This window comes from Reinekea sp. G2M2-21 (assembly GCF_015687175.1).
Classification (GTDB): domain Bacteria; phylum Pseudomonadota; class Gammaproteobacteria; order Pseudomonadales; family Natronospirillaceae; genus Reinekea.
The window spans coordinates 105,777-123,108 of sequence record NZ_JADPQG010000009.1 but is presented as its reverse complement, the minus strand read 5'-3'; the positions used below and the strand labels follow the sequence as shown (position 1 = coordinate 123,108).

The following is a 17,332-nucleotide window of genomic DNA, read 5'->3' as shown; positions in this document are numbered from 1 at the left end:
ATACCAACATTAAAATCACACATATTGCGATAGTCAGGCCTAGCCAGCTCAATGTTCCTATATTCATCCTACTCAACACTTAACGCTTAACGCATGCGCCAGTTGCCAAATGCAGCGAAGCGGAAAGATAATCAACTGCGTGTACTTGTTATGCATTTCACTTACTCTGTTCCAAAGCAATTCGGTTTGAGTCTTTTTGGACTTTTAATGATTCCCATGTAATCCAAGTATACACAGCCGTAGAAAGAGCAATTACAACTGTTAGCGCAATTGTAATAGCATTCATCTTTCCTTGAGCTTCAGATGCGCTTTTTTGAGATTGCTCAACTGACTTAAGTCTTTCCTCGGCTTTATCACCGACTATGTGAATCGTTTTCTGCAATTCAAATAGTCCTGCTCTTAATTCTGATAGAGCCTGTATATTTTTAAACTCCATGATCCGTTGATACCGAGCGATATCTGCGGTCTGAGCTCCATGAAAATTTAATATGTCATCAGTTTCAATTTCATTCCAATTTTTAGGCACTGTATCCTCCGGATGCATAACAGTGCGATATACGGATCCAACTGCAAAAGACGAGTCCGTATATCACTATTTATCTTTGCCTAGCATTAGCTTTCTTCCAACTATTTATTGTAACTAGCCGCTTTGTTAAATACTTAATATACCTTTTATCTTTTTGAACTTCGGGATCTGAAAGTAATTGATTAATACTCCGTTCAATTCGCCAGCCATGCCCCTTCGATGTTACAGATTCAAGTGTGTCATAAAAGTATTCCAAGACTTTTAAATCTGATTTTATCGTATTTACAACGCTGACGGCACACCAACGACTGACGGGGTCTTTATCACTATTAAGCTGGCTTATGCACTCATCTAAGAATGCTTTTGCCAGTGAAGTCTTTCCACTATGCAAAGAAACTTTAATCGGCCAACATGCGACTGAGACTCTACGATTTTCGTCATGGCATTTCATGGCGCTGTCGAAAGACTCTAATAACAAAGATTCAATAGATGAACTTGAAGCAAATTCGGAAACTTTAGATAAGGACTGACATTTATACCAAGGGTGTCTTATCGAGCGAGCCACTTTGTATGCTTGGTTAAAATCTGATTCGACAAGAATTTCTACTTTTCGGCGAAGTTGAACCCCTTCAAGTGTAATTTTATCAATAGCCATTTCGATATTCAGTTAACGCTTGCAGCAGTTGGGCGGAACTTTTCGCGCCGACTACCTGTGATTGTTAGGTCGGGTCATGTGTCTATCCCAACGTGAATTAGATTTCCGCTCTCAAAGTAGCAATTAAAAAGGTATCCGTAGTTATCTTTTACAAGTTCAAAGGTAATGTCCCAATCTGAAGATCTTTTGCCATCGCAGGGTATACCGATACCAGCAAATACCAATACTTCTCGCCAGCTATCGGGAAATTTAGCATTTAGCACACTCTCGTATTCAGGGACTAGTTTTCCTCTGACAAGATCAAATGCTTGGTCTAGATCAGAAACAATTTCCTTATAAAAATCTACTTGGGCCTCTGATGGAGGTTCACTAGATAATACGTCTATAGTTATCGTCGGGTCATCGCAGGAGTAGGATTCATGAATCCAATATGGTCCTTTCTTACCGTTCTCCAAAATAAGTCGACCAAAGACATTATGTTCAATAGAAGGTTTTGCCTTAAAGAGACTTTTGAGTAGCTTCATATATGACCTAACGTTCCTAAACTGAGGCGCAATGAAGCGCAGCGTATTTGAATCCTATACCCGCCGCGCCGGCGGCAAATTTAGGGCCGATCCAACACCACTTGTTAAACGAAGACTGCGTAAATAGCAATAGTGTGATTGCTCCTCCTGCTGCCAATGATGACAAGTCATAGATTGCGGCGGAATAAGCATGCTCCACAGTGGGACCCAAAGTAGGAGCAAGTAAGTAACCGAATGCGGCTGATCCTAAGTAAATGTATTTGCCCCATATCTTGGTTCTCAAAATACCTACCAAACCAGCTATGAGAGCAATAAGCATTAAAATTCCAACAACTAAATTACTGTATCACCAGTCGTCCATTCGGCATTAGCTTCGGCGATTAGGAACTCTTGCAATTGTATAGGGAGAAACTTTTCAAGAGAAAAAGTTAGTACTAGATAAATTGCTGCCAGTACAAACTCTATAATCACTAAGTTTTTAATTAGTTTAGTTGTGTCCATGGTCTTCCTTGTCATTTAACGTCTTTGTTTAAGGGCGAGCGAATGCGAGTCTAAAGGCCGCCGCGAAGCTGTTAAATAAGGGCTGTATTGCGACAGCGTTTTGTAATTTTTGTTTAGTCGCATGACTCAAGTTTTATATCTCCAGCCAATAATCTCTCTGAGTCTAATATATATCCCTTTGTGTAACCATACTCCGGTTCAATTTCGAGAGTTTTGTTTAAATAAACAATTGAATCCTCGGGTCTACATTGCGTATATAAAAACCTTCCAAATGTATTATAAACAGCTGCGTGATTTAGTTTCTGTTCTTCACTTAATTCAATTGCTCGACTGAACGAATCATTTGCTTCTTCAACTAAGCCCTGTGATCTATATGCTAAAGCTAAATCATACCAAGCAAGGTAAAAATCGGGATTAGTCTCAATAATGTTATTCAGAATGTTTATAGCAGGAAAGGATTTCTCAGCCTTACGAAGAATTCTTGCATCTTGATATAGTAAATATGTTTCGCTCCCGTATTTCGCTTCGGCTTGGCTAAATAATTCTCTTATTTTTTCTATCCTGGGACCGTCGTGTAAACCCCAAGGTTTATATCTGTAAAACTGCTCTCTAGAGAAATTCACAATATCTTGTAATGTTTCTGCGTATTCCCAAATATCCGACTTAACTTCTAAATCAAAATTACTTCGAATATCTGCGTAAATAAAAGCCAAATCAACTTTACTTATTCCAATATCGGAAAACGTCTTTTCTAGGTCAGTTGCTTCGACTAATCGATTCAATCGTTGTGAAGCAGATTTTAGTATTGCATCATCAATATTATCTACAGTTTTTTCTGATACAGTCTGGCCCGTTAGATTGGCTTCTACATCCGCGAAAGCACTTGGAACAATACTAAAGAGTGCACTGACATCTTCTTTTAGATAAAATACATTACGAGTCTTTTCTGACTCATCATACTCGAGCAAAATTTCCTTACCAAAGAATTTGAAATATTTAACGCTAGTTTCATAGTATCCTTCCTTAATTCCGGATGGGTAATATCTAATGTTAACAGATCCTAATGGCTGCTTGATCGGCGTTGGCAGAGTAAATCTTCCATCTGTCGCTGTATGCAATCTGACCCATCTGCCGGGACTGACATTTACTTCTATAATCGAACTTGGAATGGGCTTCGTTCTAGAATCACTACTTGCAACGAGAAGCTCACCATCAATGAATTTTGGAGATATCAAGAGATAAACAAATAGAAATAGAATGATTACAAATGTCGGGATTTGTATCCAAATTGGCATTTTCTCATATGCATCTTTAATAAACTCCCAAAGATTTTTCTCCATGTGACACTCCTCCTTTAAATTTAACAGTTTTTTATGCCGCCACTGCGGTTTTTTCCGGCGCCGCATATGCAGAATTGGTTTCTGTTCATATTCGGCTCAGTGCCAGTCATATTCGGCGGTGTGGACATTATTGTCAATCTGATCACCCTAAAAAACCACACGAGCGGTTTTTACCGAAATACTCGTGCGCCTGATACGCCCTATTCATGGTGGGTAGTCTAATAAACGTGGAATGGATATTCCGTTATCGACTGGGCTTTGCGGCGCGTGCATAAGTATTTAATCAATTTCCCGAAAATGCGGCGCAAAGACTTTTTTGGCGCGAAGCATAGGGTGGTTGCGGTGATGACTATGCATTTGAAGTTAAATTGTGAGTTTGAAGATCTGCGTTGATGTCGCATTACCCTGGAGCAAGTGCCGTTTAATCGGGGCTAAAGCCCTCTCACACAGGGTTTGCGATTGTCTGGCTAAAGTCGCGACCTACAAAAAAAAGCTTTGGAATAAGTTGTGGGTCGGGCTGAAGCCCGACCCACACAAATATCGCCTCTCCGCGTTGCTCCGAAGGCTCCTACAAAAAATATTACACCAAACCCAGTCTAGCGAGTGAGGTGGTGTTCATCCGGTTGTAGCCGCTGCTGTTAGCGGTATCCGCTTTGGTGATGAGGAAGAAGTCGTCTAGCCAGATTGAGTATTCCAATAATCTGTCTTTGATGCGCGTGGCTTCCAGCAAGTGTTTGTCTTTGATCGATAAGTTTCCTTTAGGGTTGTGGTGGATGAGTATTAACCGCGTAGCGTTGGCTTGAATGATGTGGCTGATGAGTAAATTGGTGGTGAGTTCTTTCAATGAAAATTTACCGGTGAGAATGGGTCGGCTTTCCAATAACACGCTGCGGGTGCTGAGCATGAGTGCGTGAATGGCTTCGTGTTTTAAATGTATGAAGGTGTTTGCTATGTACAGCTCGGCGCGGGCGATGCTGTCGAGTATCACGGGGTTGGGTTTTTCCAATTCACGTTGATGGGCGTGGGTAAACAGCAGTTCGTCGTCTATGTTGGTGATTTTTTTGTACATGGTTTGTCTCGCTTTTTAAATTCGTTTTCTGTTTTTAAAGCATCAGAAACCTTGCCTGCGTGCGCAGGCAAGATGTGCGGCTAAGCAATGTGTTCTGTGTTTTTTACTGCGTGCGTTCAGCGGCTGTTGTTACTTCGGTACTGCTTTAACAGTTGCTGATAACTCACGAATGTCACGGAACACGGCTTTAGCCGCATCGAATTTGGAAAAGCTCCGGTGTACAACGCCAGGGCGATACGAAAACGCCACCAGTGTAGGGCGCGTAAGTACGCGGGGTCGGTTTCTATCTGTGGGTTTCGGTGCCGGTTGGCAATTGACTGCTTTACTGCGGGGTCACAAGGAGGTTTCGCTTCAACGGGGTGTTGAAGGTCGCTTTTAGTTGCGCTTAGTTTCCCTTGTGGGGAGATTTTTTCTTGGAACGAGCGGTGCTCTAGCTTACCATTGAACTTAGCCATAATTGATACTCATACTATCGGTTTTGGTTAGCTGCCCTTGAGTGTTCCACCACTCTTGGGTAGCGCTTAGTTTTACGCTACTTTCTTTCCGTTATTTGCCTCCTGAATTTTCTGAAAAGCCAACCTGTATAAAACACTGGGTGATGAGTGAACACAATTTATTTTATGTGTGAGGTGAGGTTATTGTGATGGGCGTCTAAAAAATCGGTTTATTCAATGTGTAGATGTGGTTTTTTCGTCAGATTGATGGCCTTGGGTTTTCATCGTTTTATCGAGTTTTTAATTTAAATTTGTGGCATTTGGATAGTTCAAGACGTGGTTTAATTGGGTGTTTTCCTTTTCAAGGGGGCAACCCCGAGTGGCACGCATTTAAGCATATCTACTTTGTATCTGAGGCTTTAGCATCATTCAGTGACTTGGTTTCACTGGAAGATTCTTTTCGTCAAGGGCCACAACAGCTTGGCCCTTAACAATCCCAGCCGCCGCCACAAACGACTGGTCACACTTCTCAATTTCGTCTTCGACAGGTCGTTCGCGACGGCCATCCTTGGCCGGCTCACTTGTTCTAGCATCCCTGCTTGAACAACCTGTGAGACGAGAATTGCTCCGCGCGGTCGTTTGAAAGGCGGTGAAACAACGGCATGAATCACTCTCTCGATAGATAAAACAAACCTCCAAATTCTATTTACCAAGAACAGGAGTAAATAATCGCTCCGTCGCATCTGCTTTGGCTGGCTTAATTGGCACGTCGCAACGGGCTCAAGGGCATGGATGCCCTTGGAAGCGCCGCGCGTGCAGGGACGCACGCTCAAGCGACCGTTCGAAGAAAGTGACAATTAAGGAAGATCACCAAAGCGGGCGACAAAAGGGGGTTCAAGGGGATCGCCCCTTGGAAAGAAAAAACTGATTTTTTTAACCGCACAAACACCAATAACAAGGTCCAAAAAATATATCGCAACCGCCCTCGTGCCTCGGTTGTTCACTTCTACAAAACGAATAAATAACCGCTTTGGGTACAGGCGTAAATAACCGCTCCGTCGCATCTGCTTTGGCTGACTTAATTGGCACGTCGCAACGGGTTCAAGGGCATGGATGCCCTTGGAAGCGCCGCGCGTGCAGGGACGCACGCTCAAGCGACCGTTCGAAGAAAGTGACAATTAAGGAAGATCACCAAAGCGGGCGACAAAAGGGGGTTCAAGGGGATCGCCCCTTGGAAAGAAAAAACTGATTTTTTTAACCGCACAAACACCAATAACAAGGTCCAAAAAAAATATCGCAACCGCCCTCGTGCCTCGGTTGTTCACTTCTACAAAACGAATAAATAACCGTTTTCGACATCGGCGTAAATAACCATTCCATAGCATCTGCTTTGGCTGACTAAATTGGCACGTCGCAACGGGTCCAGGGCGTGGATGCCCGTGGAAGCGCCGCTTACAACGCCTTACGTAACCAGGCTTCCAGGGTGTCGAAGTCGGTTTGTCCGCCGTCAAAAAAGCGCATCAGTAAGGCGCCTAGCATTAAACACAACACTGGGCTGGCATGTTTTTCATCAACGTAGTTTGCAATTAACTGGCGGTACCGTTCGTTGGCGAGTTGCATGCTGGGGTCGGTGGCGATGTCGCTTTGGCTGCGGCCTCGGAGGTAGTCCACCAGCAATGAGAGTTCACTGGCGAAGCTGGGTTCGAGGTTTTTTATTTGCGCAATCAGTTCGTGTATGGAGTCTGATTTTTTGCGAGTTCGCGCTTTCACGGTGGTGTCGGTCTGAGGGGCGTCGAACTGCGTGACCAGTTCGGTACAGGCGTGAAACAGGGCTTTTTTGGTGGGGAAGTAGTGATACAGCGCGCTTTTGGAAACACCGAGTTCGGTGGCGATCTGGCGCATGCCAAGTCCGGTGTAGCCGTGTTTGGAAAACAGCTCGGCGGCTTGCTGGGCGAGTTGTTGGCGATGGGCGTCGTGGTCCACTTGCTTTGGCATGGTCTGATTCTTTAATTCGTCCAAGTGGACTAAATTATATTGACACTGCTGTTGCGTGTCGACTAGTCTTTAAATAGTCCAACTGGACTAAAAAGATTTTTATCGTTCCACTCATGCAAGGGAGGCTCCGTATGGCTTGGTATTTGTTGGCAAAGTGGTTCCACATTTTTGGGGTGTGCGGCATGGTCGGTACAACACTGTGCAATGGTTTGCTGCACCGCATGGCCTTGCAGGCGCCAAACGCGGCAGCCCGCCAAACCACACTGAGCCAGATTCTGTTGTTGAACCGCTGGGTGATGGCACCGTCGTTTGTGGCGCTGATTGGGGGTGGTCTTGCCATGGTTTCGGCCCTGTCATTACCTGCTCTACCGGGTTGGCTGAGTACTTCCATGGTGCTGACGGCGGTTCTGGTGCTGGCCTTCATTGTGGGTTATGGGTTGGAGCATCGGTTGTGGCGGCTCGCTGGCCAACCTGACACGGAACATCGTTACCGGCGGGTGTTTTTGCTGGCCGTTCCGGTAGGGCTGCTGGCAACGCTGCTCAGTGGGGTGGTGATCTATTTAATGATACGTAAAGCGGGGTAAGCAACATGACTGAACACACACAAACGGCGAATACGCCCAAAACCGGCGGCGTGGACCGCAGCCACGCGACATCGTTCGCACAAAAACTCACCTTTGCGGGTTTGCATTTTACAGTCATTGCTTGGTGTTTTTGGTTGGTCAGTTTTGGTGGGCTAACAGCATTGGGTGGTGCGTTAAATCGGGAGTGGGAAGTGGCCGACCACACCCGCGCACTCATCTTGGCCGGTTGCGCCCTGCTTTATGGCATACGTCACTTTGTCACACTGTTTTACCTGCTGGCACGTCGCGTTGACTGGGGCGAAGTACTTGGTTTAGTCGCCTTTATGGCCAGTTTTGAAGTTGGGTTCTTACTGTTGGGCGGTGTTTGGGTTGACGAGGTTCAACCGTTGAATTGGCATGATGGTGTGGCAGTGGCATTACTGCTGATCGGTTCGGCGCTTAACACCGGTTCGGAATGGCAACGCAAACTTTGGAAACAAGACCCAGCCAACAAAGGCCATTGCTATACCGGCGGTTTGTTCCGATATTCCATGCACATTAATTACTTTGGTGATGTGGTGTTATTCAGTGGCTGGGCACTGTTCACCACCAGCGTGTGGGCTTTCAGCGTGCCGTTGTTGATGGCGTTGATGTTTGTGTTTTTTCATATTCCAGGGTTGGACGCTTACCTGAGCCAACGCTATGGCGCAGAGTTCGATGCTTACGCTAAAAAGACCAAGCGGTTCATTCCGTTTGTGTATTAACTTGTGCTTTATGGCGCTTTCAATATGGCGCTTTCAATGTCCGTCAAAGCTGGTTACAGTCTGAGAATTATAATCAAGGAGTTCAGATGAAAAGGCTGATTTTGGTGACCTCACCACCGGCGAGCGGTAAAACCTACATTTCCAAACAACTGGCTAAGGCACTGAAACACGTGGTGTACCTCGACAAGGATACGCTGATTGTGCTGTCGCATCAGATATTCAAAGTTGCCAACGCAGAAGTAAACCGCAGCTCGGATTTCTTTGAAGAGCACATCCGCAATTACGAATACGATGCGGTCTTGGCGCTCGCCATGGAGGCGTTAGAGTACGATGACATTGTGCTAATTAACGCACCGTTCACGCGTGAAATTCGCGATACACAATTTATTGATAACCTGAAGCATTCGCTGAAAGCTAAAAATGCACGGTTGACCGTGGTGTGGGTGATGACCGATGTCGAGGTGGTGAAGCAGCGAATGATTGATCGCAACTCCGACCGGGACACCTGGAAACTGGACAACTGGGACGAATACATCGCCGGGGTCGATTTTTCTATTCCGAAGAGTATTGATAACCCCGACGTCGTTGACGACCTGCTGTTATTCCGCAATTCGAATGAGGCCGAATACCAGCAATCCATGAATGATATTTTGAACGTTCTGGAATCGACGTCCTAGTCCGAAAATGTCTTCACAGCTTGAGAGGCGTGTTAACGCACGCCGCCGATCCGTTGTTGACCGCTGTGCTCGAAGTAGGTTTTCAAAAAGTCGATCAATAAGCGCAGTTTTTTCGCGGTGGCGCTGCCGGGCAGGAAAACCGCGAACACCTGAATGTCTGGCAATTGATAGTCATCCAGAATGGTCTCCAGTGCACCCGCCTGTACTTTCGGGAGTGCATCGTACACCGGGATGCGCCCCAAACCATGCCCGCCCTCAATAAACGCGGTTCGTGCTGCGGCATTGTTGGTGCTGATACTGCCGCGAATGGCGACGCTGTATGAACGACTGCCTTTGGTCAACTCGATCGCGCCTGCGGTGAGTTTGTAAATCACCCAATCGTGTTGCTCCAGCTCGGCCGGAGTTAACGGCCGACCATGACGCTTGAAATAGTCCGGCGCGCCACACAAACAAGTCGGCAATGTCCATAATTTACTCGCTTGCAGCCCCGAGTCAGCTAAGGGTGCGCCACGAATGGCCAGGTCAATACCTTCTTGCATGATGTTCACAACTTCATCGGTGAGCATCACGTCCAACTCAATTTTCGGGTAGCGGCGGCGAAACTCATTCAGGGCTGGAACGACAATCTGCAGACCCACATTCACCGGGCAAGTCAGTTTAATCCGCCCTTCCGGCTCATGTTTCAAATTCTCTATTTTCTGATTGGCGGCCTGTGTCTGTTCCGCAATTATCCGACAACTCTCGTAATAATCCGCACCAGCATCGGTCAGCGAAATGGATCGGGTTGAGCGATTCAGCAACCGCACTCCCAGCTGAGATTCAAGTTTTTTTATGTGATAACTCACCACCGCCCGAGACAAGCCCATATGTTTGGCGGCGGCGGTCAGGTTGCCCTGCTCCACCACTTGGGCGAACACCACCATGCTTTTCAGCTGTTCAAAGGAAATATTCATCGGTTCTGTATCAATTTTTAAGACAATGAAGTCAATTTTATGCTCATTGTTAGATAAGTTATAGAGGCATAGACTGACGAACGTTGTTCACACTCACACAGAATCAGGAATTACCATGAACGCACTGAGCGATAAAAAAGTTTTAATGGTCTTAACATCACACGCCGATCTTGGCGATACCGGGGAAAAAACCGGTTTCTGGGTTGAAGAGTTTGCGGCTCCTTACTATGTCTTCGTTGACGCGGGCGTACAGGTCACTCTCGCCTCGCCCGCAGGCGGCCAACCGCCGGTTGACCCTAAAAGCGCACTGCCGGACTTTCAGACCAGCGCCACCCAACGGTTCGATCAAGATTCCGACGCGCAGGCACTGGTCGCCCACACGGCCAAGCTGGCGGACGTCAATGCCGAAGATTTCGATGCCGTGTTTTACCCCGGTGGCCATGGTCCACTTTGGGATTTAACCGACAACGCCACCTCCATCGAACTGATTGAGGCTTTCCTTGCAACAAATAAACCCGTTGCCGCCGTTTGCCACGCAACCGCTGCGTTTTTAAACGTGAAAGACCCCAACGGCGAGCCTGCGGTAAAAGGCAAAGCTGTGACCGGGTTCAGCAATAGCGAAGAAGAAGCCGTGCAATTAACGCAAGTCGTGCCATTCTTGTTGGAAGATGAACTGGTCAAGCGCGGTGGGGATTATCAGAAAGTGGCCGATTGGAACGCGTTCGCGGTACAGGACGGCTTGCTGATCAGTGGCCAGAATCCGGCAAGTTCGGAATTGGCTGCGCAGAAATTACTGGCCGCGCTGGCATAACAAAACGGGAACAACGGATGCTAAATTTCAGTTTTCAGAACAGTACACAAATTCATTTTGGCGAAGGGCAAATCGCTAAACTCAGCCGCGTTATTCCGCAAGGTGCTACGGTGTTGGTCACTTACGGTGGTGGTTCCATTAAAACGAATGGCGTTTACGACCAAGTTGCGGCCGCGTTGGCCGATCACACCTGGTATGAGTTTTCCGGAATTGAGCCGAACCCAACCTATGACACATTAATGCAAGCACAAACAGTCATTCATGAACGCAAGGTCGATTTTCTGCTCGCGGTGGGCGGTGGTTCGGTTATTGATGGCACCAAGTTTATTGCCGCCGCGGCGTTGTTCGAAGGAGAAGACCCTTGGGACATCATCGCCAAGCGCGCACCCATCACCGCTGCTCTGCCGATGGGGTGCGTGTTAACGTTGCCCGCGACGGGTTCCGAGTCCAACCCGGCCGCCGTGGTAACTCGTGATGGGCACAAACTGCCTTTCCGCAACGAACTGGTTCGCCCGGCTTTTGCCGTACTCGACCCTGCCGTCACTTTGTCGCTGTCCGATCGTCAGATCAGCAACGGTGTTGTGGATGCGTTTGTCCATACCATTGAGCAATACCTGACATACCCCGTTAACGCCAAAGTGCAGGACCGTTTTGCCGAAAGCCTGTTGCAGACGCTTATTGAGGAAGGTCCGAAGGCACTGGCCGACGACACCAAACAAGATCTGGACGTGCGCGGTAACATCATGTGGGCGGCGACACTGGCCTTGAATGGACTGATCGGCGCGGGCGTTCCGCAGGATTGGGCAACGCACATGATCGGCCACGAACTCACCGGCGAACACGGCATCGACCACGCACGCACTTTGTCTATTGTCTTGCCAGCGGTCATGAAAGTTCGCCAGTCCTCTAAGCAGGAAAAACTGCTGCAGTACGCCGAACGGGTTTGGCAGTTGGTCGAGGGTGACGATGACTTCCGGATTCAAAGAGCCATTCAATTAACTGAACAGTTTTTTGAAACCATGCAGATGCCTACTCGGTTAAGAGACGTCAACCTGGGTGAGTCAGACATCGATCGGTTGATCAACCGACTCACGCAACACGGTATGGTTAAGCTCGGCGAACACGGTGACATTACACCCGACATCAGTCGAGAGATACTGACCACCGCACTGGCGTAAATACTTGCATGAAACCATGCCTGGGCGCACAAACGCGCCTTTTTAATTTTAAAGCAGAGGGACACGATGCTCACACTTCATCATTTAAACCGTTCACGTTCGACTCGAATTTTATGGCTGTTGGAAGAACTCGAACTGGATTACACCCGTGTTGATCACCGGCGCGACGCCAAAACCCATTTAGCACCGGACTCGTTAAAAGCAGTACACCCACTGGGCAAAGCTCCGGTGATGGTCGATGGCGACATAACCTTGTGTGAATCCAGCACCATTGTGGAATACATTCTGGATCGGTACGCCGACAATCAGCTGAGACCCGAACACGGAACCAAAGAATATTATCAGTATTTGGAATGGAGCCACTTCGCGGAAGGGTCGTTAAGTTTGCCGGTGATCACCAGCGGGCTTTTGAAAATGGAAACGCGCGATGGCCAGCAGCCGATAGACGGTTATATTGCCAAAGAGGTCTACGTTGACTTTAGCTACATCGAATCGGTTTTGGGTTCACGCCCCTACTTTGCTGGCGAACATTTTACCGCTGCCGATATTATGATGACGATCAGCCTGAACATGGCAAAACGAAGTCACCTGCTCGACGGCAAACCCAACATAGAAGCGTACCTTAACCGTATTCAACAACGCCCTGCGTTTCAAAAAGCGGTGAGTTTTGGCTAATTAGGCCCCGCCCTTTGGGTCTTGCAAATCAATAGCAGAGCAGGAGTTGTTCGTTTTGAGAAGCTCTGCCATCCCGTTTCTGTGACATACAAAAATTGCTTGCGCAGGAATTATTGACTTTATTCGATGCGCCATAGAAATACGGCACTCCTTATTTCGGGGTTTACTGTATTTCAACTTGTGTTTGAACAATGGTGATATCGAATTCAGCTAAAGACCCGTCCTCTTTCATATCTCTGAGTGCTCTATTGAACGCTCTTACGATAAACGCAGAATCCGGATTCTTCATCGTCATCGCATTGAATAAACCAAAAGACTTATAGGGAGGTTCAATAACTTTAAAGTCATCTGGCGATAGCTTGCGCAAATCGGCATTGGTGCTTAACTGGTAATAAAATTGTGCCCGCCCTCCGATGATGACATTAACTCTACCTGCCGCAAGCATCTGCAAGTTTTGCTGTATATTCAAGTTTTCCATCACTGGGACGTTTCTGGTTTTGAGCTCTTCCAGAGGCGCGCTCCCCTTCATCCCTGCGACAGTATGACTTATGGCTTTTTCGATAGAGTCAATTTTGCTGTCTGCTCTGACGATAAACACCTCATCGTTTGCAGAAACTTGGTCGGTAAAGAGGAATTTTTTCGCACGTTCATCTGAATAATAAGCCCCTAGCAGACCGTCATAATTGCCTTGCTCGGCTTCAAACAAAGCCCTCTGCCAAGGAACAAAGTAAATTTCTACGGAATACCCGGCACGCTTGAATACCTCTCGAGTGATCTGGGAATAAAAACCCTGTTCGGGTAATTCAGCGCTGTAGTAAGGCGGCCAGTCGACCGTAATAAGTCTGATTTTATCTCGCGCTTCTACTGCAACCGCAATGGATAAAATCAAACTCAAAAATAGCAAAATCTTCATTTTGGCGAGCACCTAATCTACCTCGGACTGCAGCCCAGCTAGCTAATGAGAATAGGTGCAAAAAGTCACTTTGTCGACTTCAGCGACATAGCATCCGGTAGGCCTCGCGCGCCCACTTCTTATGTTAAAAAGCGCATGGACGCCTAAAAACACATTGGGCAGAAATCTGGACGTACATAACGCGCTCAGTTAGATAGTAACTTTACCTCGATACTTATATAGTACCTACACATAGTATCTACACAAACCAGGCCATCGATGGTTTTCTGCTATCTAGTGTCCCGAGTCGGAAGTTCGTATCGTTTCAGAGCGAATGGGAAGCGCTAGCACAAGGCGCTCTTCGTAGAGAATATCGAGATCTTTTCAATAGGAGCAACGCCGTAATTATCCAACACGAACTGCCAGCATAAATGAATACTCAGCTGGTAGGTCTGAGTCATCATTCTAAGGAGATACTGAAAAGCCGAACCGCAAGCTATTGGCCGTCTTAAACAATATCGAAGCCACTGAGGCTATCCGCTTTGCAAATCAGCTTCGTACCTGCAGTAAGCAGATTTTTCATTTAGTTCAAAAACAAAAGTGCCCTGCTTGAACATTCGCAGAACACTGTTGAGTGAATAACCAGCCTAGTACTTTTACTATTACGGCACGACCACAATCTGAGTGGGTTGGAAGGACATGGGAATAAACCGAATCGGTGTCTGAGTGATGGCGTTAATCACGTGAATGCCGGCCGGTTCACTACCATCGGCTTGCGCAAACACACCAACATAGACTTCAGCACCTCTGCTGGCCAACGATGAAATATTGTATGTACCCTCGCCGAGTTTGACTTCCGCAATGTCGCCGGTGAGATTGGTTCGAACAAACAATTGGTCATTGCCGTAGGAAGCACTTCCGCTGAAATACACATCATTCATGGCAGATACCGTGACTTGAGTAACATTACCGTAGGGTGCCGATGCTGCATCACCATCGTCAATCAACAGCGTTGACGCATAAGTATCGGTGTCGACGGTGACCACTCCGCCGGTATATTTATGGGTTGTGTCCGAATAATTATAAGCATCGCCCACGGCCGATACGTAAAGAAGCCCTTGGTGCAAAGTGAAGTTCGACGCATTGCGTACAGGCAAGTCAATACCCTGAATGCCCGCTTGGGTCGCATTCGTGTCGATCAATTCGTTTGTAGCGGTGTTGATAACTGCGATCCGGGAATTACTATTAGCACCCCAGTTATCATCCAAGCCAGTCAACAAAACGAACAATTTTCCATCGACGACTTCCATATCCGCCATGAAGGGGTTTCCGCTGGCAGCATTGGCCAACGAGGACAAGTCGATTTCTGCTTCCTTAAAAGCCGACTCCTGCGTCGCACTTGGATTAATTTGCCACAACGCGACAGATCCGGCGCGAGAAACGTAGCCCCGTTGGCTGTTCAACAGAACGATGTCATAGGGGTTCGCACTGAAATCTTCGCCAAGAACACTGTATTGCCAATCAACATTCATGGCGACCTGCTCTGTATTCAGGTTGATTTTGGTCACATTGTCGAAGCCATAACGACCCAGGCGATATATTGATGCCCCATCAAAACCGATGCGGATGTCTGAAGGGTTTGTCGTACTCACCAAATTTTCAACCACGACATCAATCTTTTCTTCCGTGTTGCCGATCAAGGCAATGTCTGACGTTGCGTAATCGGGTGAGGCAGACGCTACGATAAGTTTGGCATCCAACCCAACTATCGGTTCTGGCTCTGGAAAACATCCCGCTAACACAAACGCGGATAAGATGACTATTTTTTTCATTGGAAACTCCCTAAACGGTATTCAAAAGTGAGGGTTATTTTGCGACCTGGCAGCGGCATACGACTGAAGTCGACATGCGCTCTGTTTAAAACATTCTGTAGATTTAACGACGTACGGATGTGCTGACGAGTCCAACTCAGATCAACATCGACCTGGTGTTTATCAGGAGCTTGAGTTGAGTTGGCACGGTCAAAAAACAAACCAGATTCGTATCGGTAGTCTACGGCTAAGCGAAGCTCGTCAGAAAGTGTCCAATCCAATCGCTGTTGCATGGCAATTGGGTAAAAACCAGGAACTTGTTTCCGATCGTACAAATCCAGAACAGAGAAAGCGATGCCTTGTTGAACGGTACCACTGCTGATCAGCTTTACCGACCGGAACCCTGTGCTCAGCTGCCACTCAGCGCCTATGAAAAATGCGCTATCTAAATTAATGTAACGTCCAATGCCTTGCGAGTTATAAACCGGTGCGATGGCATCTTGAGTAGCTCGGTAAAAAATGGAACTTTGAGCTGACAACCGATGGGTATTGAACCCGAGCGTTCCGTCGGCAACGAATGCAGACTCACCACGTAACTCGTCATTTCCTTCGAATGTACCCAGGTTGCCAAAGCGTTCGATAAGATTAGGGTGTCGGACGCTCCGTTGCGCATTGGCCTGCCAATGCCAATCTTCTCCGTCATGCCGGGTACCGATTTGCCAACCCCAATCATTGACGTTAGTTTTTTGCTCTGATTGCTGATCAACAAAGAACAAATGACGAACCGTCGCCGACAACGTTTGCGCCGAAGAGGCAAACCATTCGAAACCAAGACTGCTGTTATATTGCTGACGTGAGGCATCTAAGGTGAATTGCTGGAGTGAATCTTCAATTGCAAATGTGTCGTCGTGCCACTCATTGCTCAAGACGAACTGGCCCATGCTAATTGCATAGACAGTGTGATGTGACAGTTGATGGCTGCGTAAATGGTCAATGCTGTCGTTGGCGTAAATACCAATCAGATCACTTGGGTCGCTAAAATGGCCTTGATCAAAACGACTTTGCCAACGCAAAGACGAATCCAGACCAGGGCCCCATTGTTGCTGACTGAAAGCGCCCTGAATACCAATGTGTTGCTTTGCGTAATACGTTTCTATGGCTTTCGCATTGTTCCAATGTGGTAAATTTTTACGTGATGTCAGTGCATCAACGGTAACCACTGCCTGCGTATCTTGCGTCTTCTTTTCTGCGGTCAACGAACCTTGCAATGAGTTAAAGTCTGCGTTGTTTCGGGTTTGCCTTTCATCGTCACCGGAATACAGCGTTGTGCCATGGTCGTTGACGTATGAGAAGTCATTTTCCACACTAACCGCTTCGGCAAAGCCACTTAATTGAACAGTCGACAGTTGGCCTCTGCCACTTAATGCACCGCGATAATGGCCAAAACTGCCTGTTTCTAACAGTACTCGAGCGCCGGCTTCATCTGTTTTTTTGCGTACAATGTTGATCGCACCACCTGGGGTTGCCTGAGAAAACTGCAAAGGCAAGCTGCCCGGATAAATTTCAATTCGTTCGATCTCTGACGCAGATATCTGTTGCAGATACCCGCCTTCACCACCAACCGACGGTTGTAAAACACCATCGATATAAATCTGCGTTTGCTGACTGGGTGCCCCACGAACACTCACACTGGCATAGCTACCGGTCTCTCCGGTATTTTGAATTTGAACACTGGGCGCCAGTTCAATCACATCGGCGATACTGATATTGCTGGCGCTAAATTGGTCTGGTTTAAGTACAGTGACACTGGTAGTCGCAAACTCGGCGTTCGCGTCATAGGCGGGAATAAATTCCGAATAAACGGGTTCGAATAGGGTGTCAGAATCGGGTTCTGAAAAAGTGAACGAGCTCGCGAGTATCGACAACAAACAATACGCGCGCAAAGACATATGCGACATGCACCC

At 47.1% G+C, this 17,332-nt stretch carries 16 protein-coding genes and 1 pseudogene; 6 read left to right on the top strand and 11 right to left on the bottom strand.

Annotated features, from left to right (window positions below):
* Positions 1 to 157 precede the first annotated feature (157 nt).
* The 7 genes from IYN85_RS23085 to IYN85_RS23055 all read right to left on the bottom strand — a co-directional run bounded on the left by IYN85_RS23085 (position 158) and on the right by IYN85_RS23055 (position 7,044).
* Entirely contained in the window at positions 158 to 526 is a 369-nt protein-coding gene (locus IYN85_RS23085) for a hypothetical protein (protein WP_196161326.1), read from the bottom strand.
* A gap of 70 nt (positions 527 to 596) precedes the next feature.
* Complete coding sequence (locus IYN85_RS23080; RefSeq protein ID WP_196161325.1) at positions 597 to 1,181, bottom strand: hypothetical protein; 585 nt, start codon at positions 1,179 to 1,181, stop codon at positions 597 to 599.
* Between the two features lie 74 nt (positions 1,182 to 1,255).
* Positions 1,256 to 1,705, bottom strand: coding sequence for a hypothetical protein (locus IYN85_RS23075; RefSeq protein WP_196161324.1), 450 nt, complete (start codon positions 1,703 to 1,705; stop codon positions 1,256 to 1,258).
* Positions 1,706 to 2,319: 614 nt separating this feature from the next.
* The gene (locus tag IYN85_RS23070; RefSeq protein WP_196161323.1) at positions 2,320 to 3,546 is read right to left on the bottom strand and encodes a hypothetical protein; all 1,227 of its coding nucleotides are present in this window, start codon (positions 3,544 to 3,546) and stop codon (positions 2,320 to 2,322) included.
* Between the two features lie 580 nt (positions 3,547 to 4,126).
* Positions 4,127 to 4,615 carry a JAB domain-containing protein gene (locus IYN85_RS23065; protein ID WP_196161322.1) on the bottom strand — a complete coding sequence of 163 codons (489 nt, stop codon included), beginning with the start codon at positions 4,613 to 4,615 and terminating at the stop codon, positions 4,127 to 4,129.
* Positions 4,616 to 4,731: 116 nt separating this feature from the next.
* Complete coding sequence (locus tag IYN85_RS23060) at positions 4,732 to 5,070, bottom strand: hypothetical protein (protein WP_196161321.1); 339 nt, start codon at positions 5,068 to 5,070, stop codon at positions 4,732 to 4,734.
* Between the two features lie 1,431 nt (positions 5,071 to 6,501).
* Positions 6,502 to 7,044, bottom strand: coding sequence for a TetR/AcrR family transcriptional regulator (locus IYN85_RS23055; RefSeq protein WP_196161320.1), 543 nt, complete (start codon positions 7,042 to 7,044; stop codon positions 6,502 to 6,504).
* Positions 7,045 to 7,175: 131 nt separating this feature from the next.
* On the opposite strand from IYN85_RS23055, the gene IYN85_RS23050 reads away from it, so the two are divergent.
* From IYN85_RS23050 to IYN85_RS23040, 3 genes and pseudogenes are all read left to right on the top strand, one after another.
* Positions 7,176 to 7,628: a DUF2269 family protein gene (locus IYN85_RS23050; RefSeq protein WP_196161319.1), complete on the top strand. Its 453-nt coding sequence runs from the start codon at positions 7,176 to 7,178 to the stop codon at positions 7,626 to 7,628.
* A gap of 5 nt (positions 7,629 to 7,633) precedes the next feature.
* On the top strand, positions 7,634 to 8,371 hold the full coding sequence (locus IYN85_RS23045) for a DUF1295 domain-containing protein (protein WP_196161318.1): 738 nt from the start codon (positions 7,634 to 7,636) through the stop codon (positions 8,369 to 8,371).
* Between the two features lie 59 nt (positions 8,372 to 8,430).
* Positions 8,431 to 9,048 (top strand): annotated as a pseudogene (locus IYN85_RS23040) (AAA family ATPase); the annotation flags it as partial.
* A gap of 32 nt (positions 9,049 to 9,080) precedes the next feature.
* On the opposite strand, the gene IYN85_RS23035 reads toward IYN85_RS23040, so the two are convergent.
* Positions 9,081 to 10,001: a LysR family transcriptional regulator gene (locus IYN85_RS23035; RefSeq protein ID WP_196161316.1), complete on the bottom strand. Its 921-nt coding sequence runs from the start codon at positions 9,999 to 10,001 to the stop codon at positions 9,081 to 9,083.
* Between the two features lie 115 nt (positions 10,002 to 10,116).
* Between IYN85_RS23035 and IYN85_RS23030 the strand changes: the two genes are divergently transcribed.
* From IYN85_RS23030 to IYN85_RS23020, 3 genes are all read left to right on the top strand, one after another.
* Entirely contained in the window at positions 10,117 to 10,812 is a 696-nt protein-coding gene (locus IYN85_RS23030) for a type 1 glutamine amidotransferase domain-containing protein (protein WP_196161315.1), read from the top strand.
* 17 nt (positions 10,813 to 10,829) lie between these two features.
* Positions 10,830 to 11,990, top strand: a complete 1,161-nt coding sequence (locus tag IYN85_RS23025; protein ID WP_196161314.1) for an iron-containing alcohol dehydrogenase — start codon at positions 10,830 to 10,832, stop codon at positions 11,988 to 11,990.
* A gap of 66 nt (positions 11,991 to 12,056) precedes the next feature.
* Complete coding sequence (locus tag IYN85_RS23020; protein WP_196161313.1) at positions 12,057 to 12,665, top strand: glutathione S-transferase family protein; 609 nt, start codon at positions 12,057 to 12,059, stop codon at positions 12,663 to 12,665.
* A gap of 163 nt (positions 12,666 to 12,828) precedes the next feature.
* On the opposite strand, the gene IYN85_RS23015 is transcribed toward IYN85_RS23020, so the two are convergent.
* From IYN85_RS23015 to IYN85_RS23005, 3 genes are all read right to left on the bottom strand, one after another.
* A complete protein-coding gene (locus IYN85_RS23015; protein ID WP_196161312.1) occupies positions 12,829 to 13,578 on the bottom strand; it encodes an ABC transporter substrate-binding protein in 750 nt (249 codons plus the stop codon).
* Positions 13,579 to 14,219: 641 nt separating this feature from the next.
* Positions 14,220 to 15,389, bottom strand: a complete 1,170-nt coding sequence (locus tag IYN85_RS23010) for a hypothetical protein (RefSeq protein ID WP_196161311.1) — start codon at positions 15,387 to 15,389, stop codon at positions 14,220 to 14,222.
* Positions 15,386 to 17,326, bottom strand: coding sequence for a TonB-dependent receptor (locus IYN85_RS23005; protein ID WP_196161310.1), 1,941 nt, complete (start codon positions 17,324 to 17,326; stop codon positions 15,386 to 15,388). The genes IYN85_RS23010 and IYN85_RS23005 overlap by 4 nt, the downstream gene beginning before the upstream one ends.
* Positions 17,327 to 17,332 lie beyond the last annotated feature (6 nt).

What these genes read in the sequence shown, in the direction of transcription:
- IYN85_RS23045 (WP_196161318.1), top strand. Translation starts at nt 7,634, where the DNA reads ATGACTGAACACACACAAACGGCGAATACGCCCAAAACCGGCGGCGTG.
- IYN85_RS23065 (WP_196161322.1), bottom strand. Translation starts at nt 4,615, where the DNA reads ATGTACAAAAAAATCACCAACATAGACGACGAACTGCTGTTTACCCAC.
- IYN85_RS23015 (WP_196161312.1), bottom strand. Translation starts at nt 13,578, where the DNA reads ATGAAGATTTTGCTATTTTTGAGTTTGATTTTATCCATTGCGGTTGCA.
- IYN85_RS23075 (WP_196161324.1), bottom strand. Translation starts at nt 1,705, where the DNA reads ATGAAGCTACTCAAAAGTCTCTTTAAGGCAAAACCTTCTATTGAACAT.
- IYN85_RS23010 (WP_196161311.1), bottom strand. Translation starts at nt 15,389, where the DNA reads ATGAAAAAAATAGTCATCTTATCCGCGTTTGTGTTAGCGGGATGTTTT.
- IYN85_RS23080 (WP_196161325.1), bottom strand. Translation starts at nt 1,181, where the DNA reads ATGGCTATTGATAAAATTACACTTGAAGGGGTTCAACTTCGCCGAAAA.
- IYN85_RS23020 (WP_196161313.1), top strand. Translation starts at nt 12,057, where the DNA reads ATGCTCACACTTCATCATTTAAACCGTTCACGTTCGACTCGAATTTTA.
- IYN85_RS23070 (WP_196161323.1), bottom strand. Translation starts at nt 3,546, where the DNA reads ATGGAGAAAAATCTTTGGGAGTTTATTAAAGATGCATATGAGAAAATG.
- IYN85_RS23030 (WP_196161315.1), top strand. Translation starts at nt 10,117, where the DNA reads ATGAACGCACTGAGCGATAAAAAAGTTTTAATGGTCTTAACATCACAC.
- IYN85_RS23060 (WP_196161321.1), bottom strand. Translation starts at nt 5,070, where the DNA reads ATGGCTAAGTTCAATGGTAAGCTAGAGCACCGCTCGTTCCAAGAAAAA.
- IYN85_RS23055 (WP_196161320.1), bottom strand. Translation starts at nt 7,044, where the DNA reads ATGCCAAAGCAAGTGGACCACGACGCCCATCGCCAACAACTCGCCCAG.
- IYN85_RS23035 (WP_196161316.1), bottom strand. Translation starts at nt 10,001, where the DNA reads ATGAATATTTCCTTTGAACAGCTGAAAAGCATGGTGGTGTTCGCCCAA.
- IYN85_RS23050 (WP_196161319.1), top strand. Translation starts at nt 7,176, where the DNA reads ATGGCTTGGTATTTGTTGGCAAAGTGGTTCCACATTTTTGGGGTGTGC.
- IYN85_RS23005 (WP_196161310.1), bottom strand. Translation starts at nt 17,326, where the DNA reads ATGTCGCATATGTCTTTGCGCGCGTATTGTTTGTTGTCGATACTCGCG.
- IYN85_RS23025 (WP_196161314.1), top strand. Translation starts at nt 10,830, where the DNA reads ATGCTAAATTTCAGTTTTCAGAACAGTACACAAATTCATTTTGGCGAA.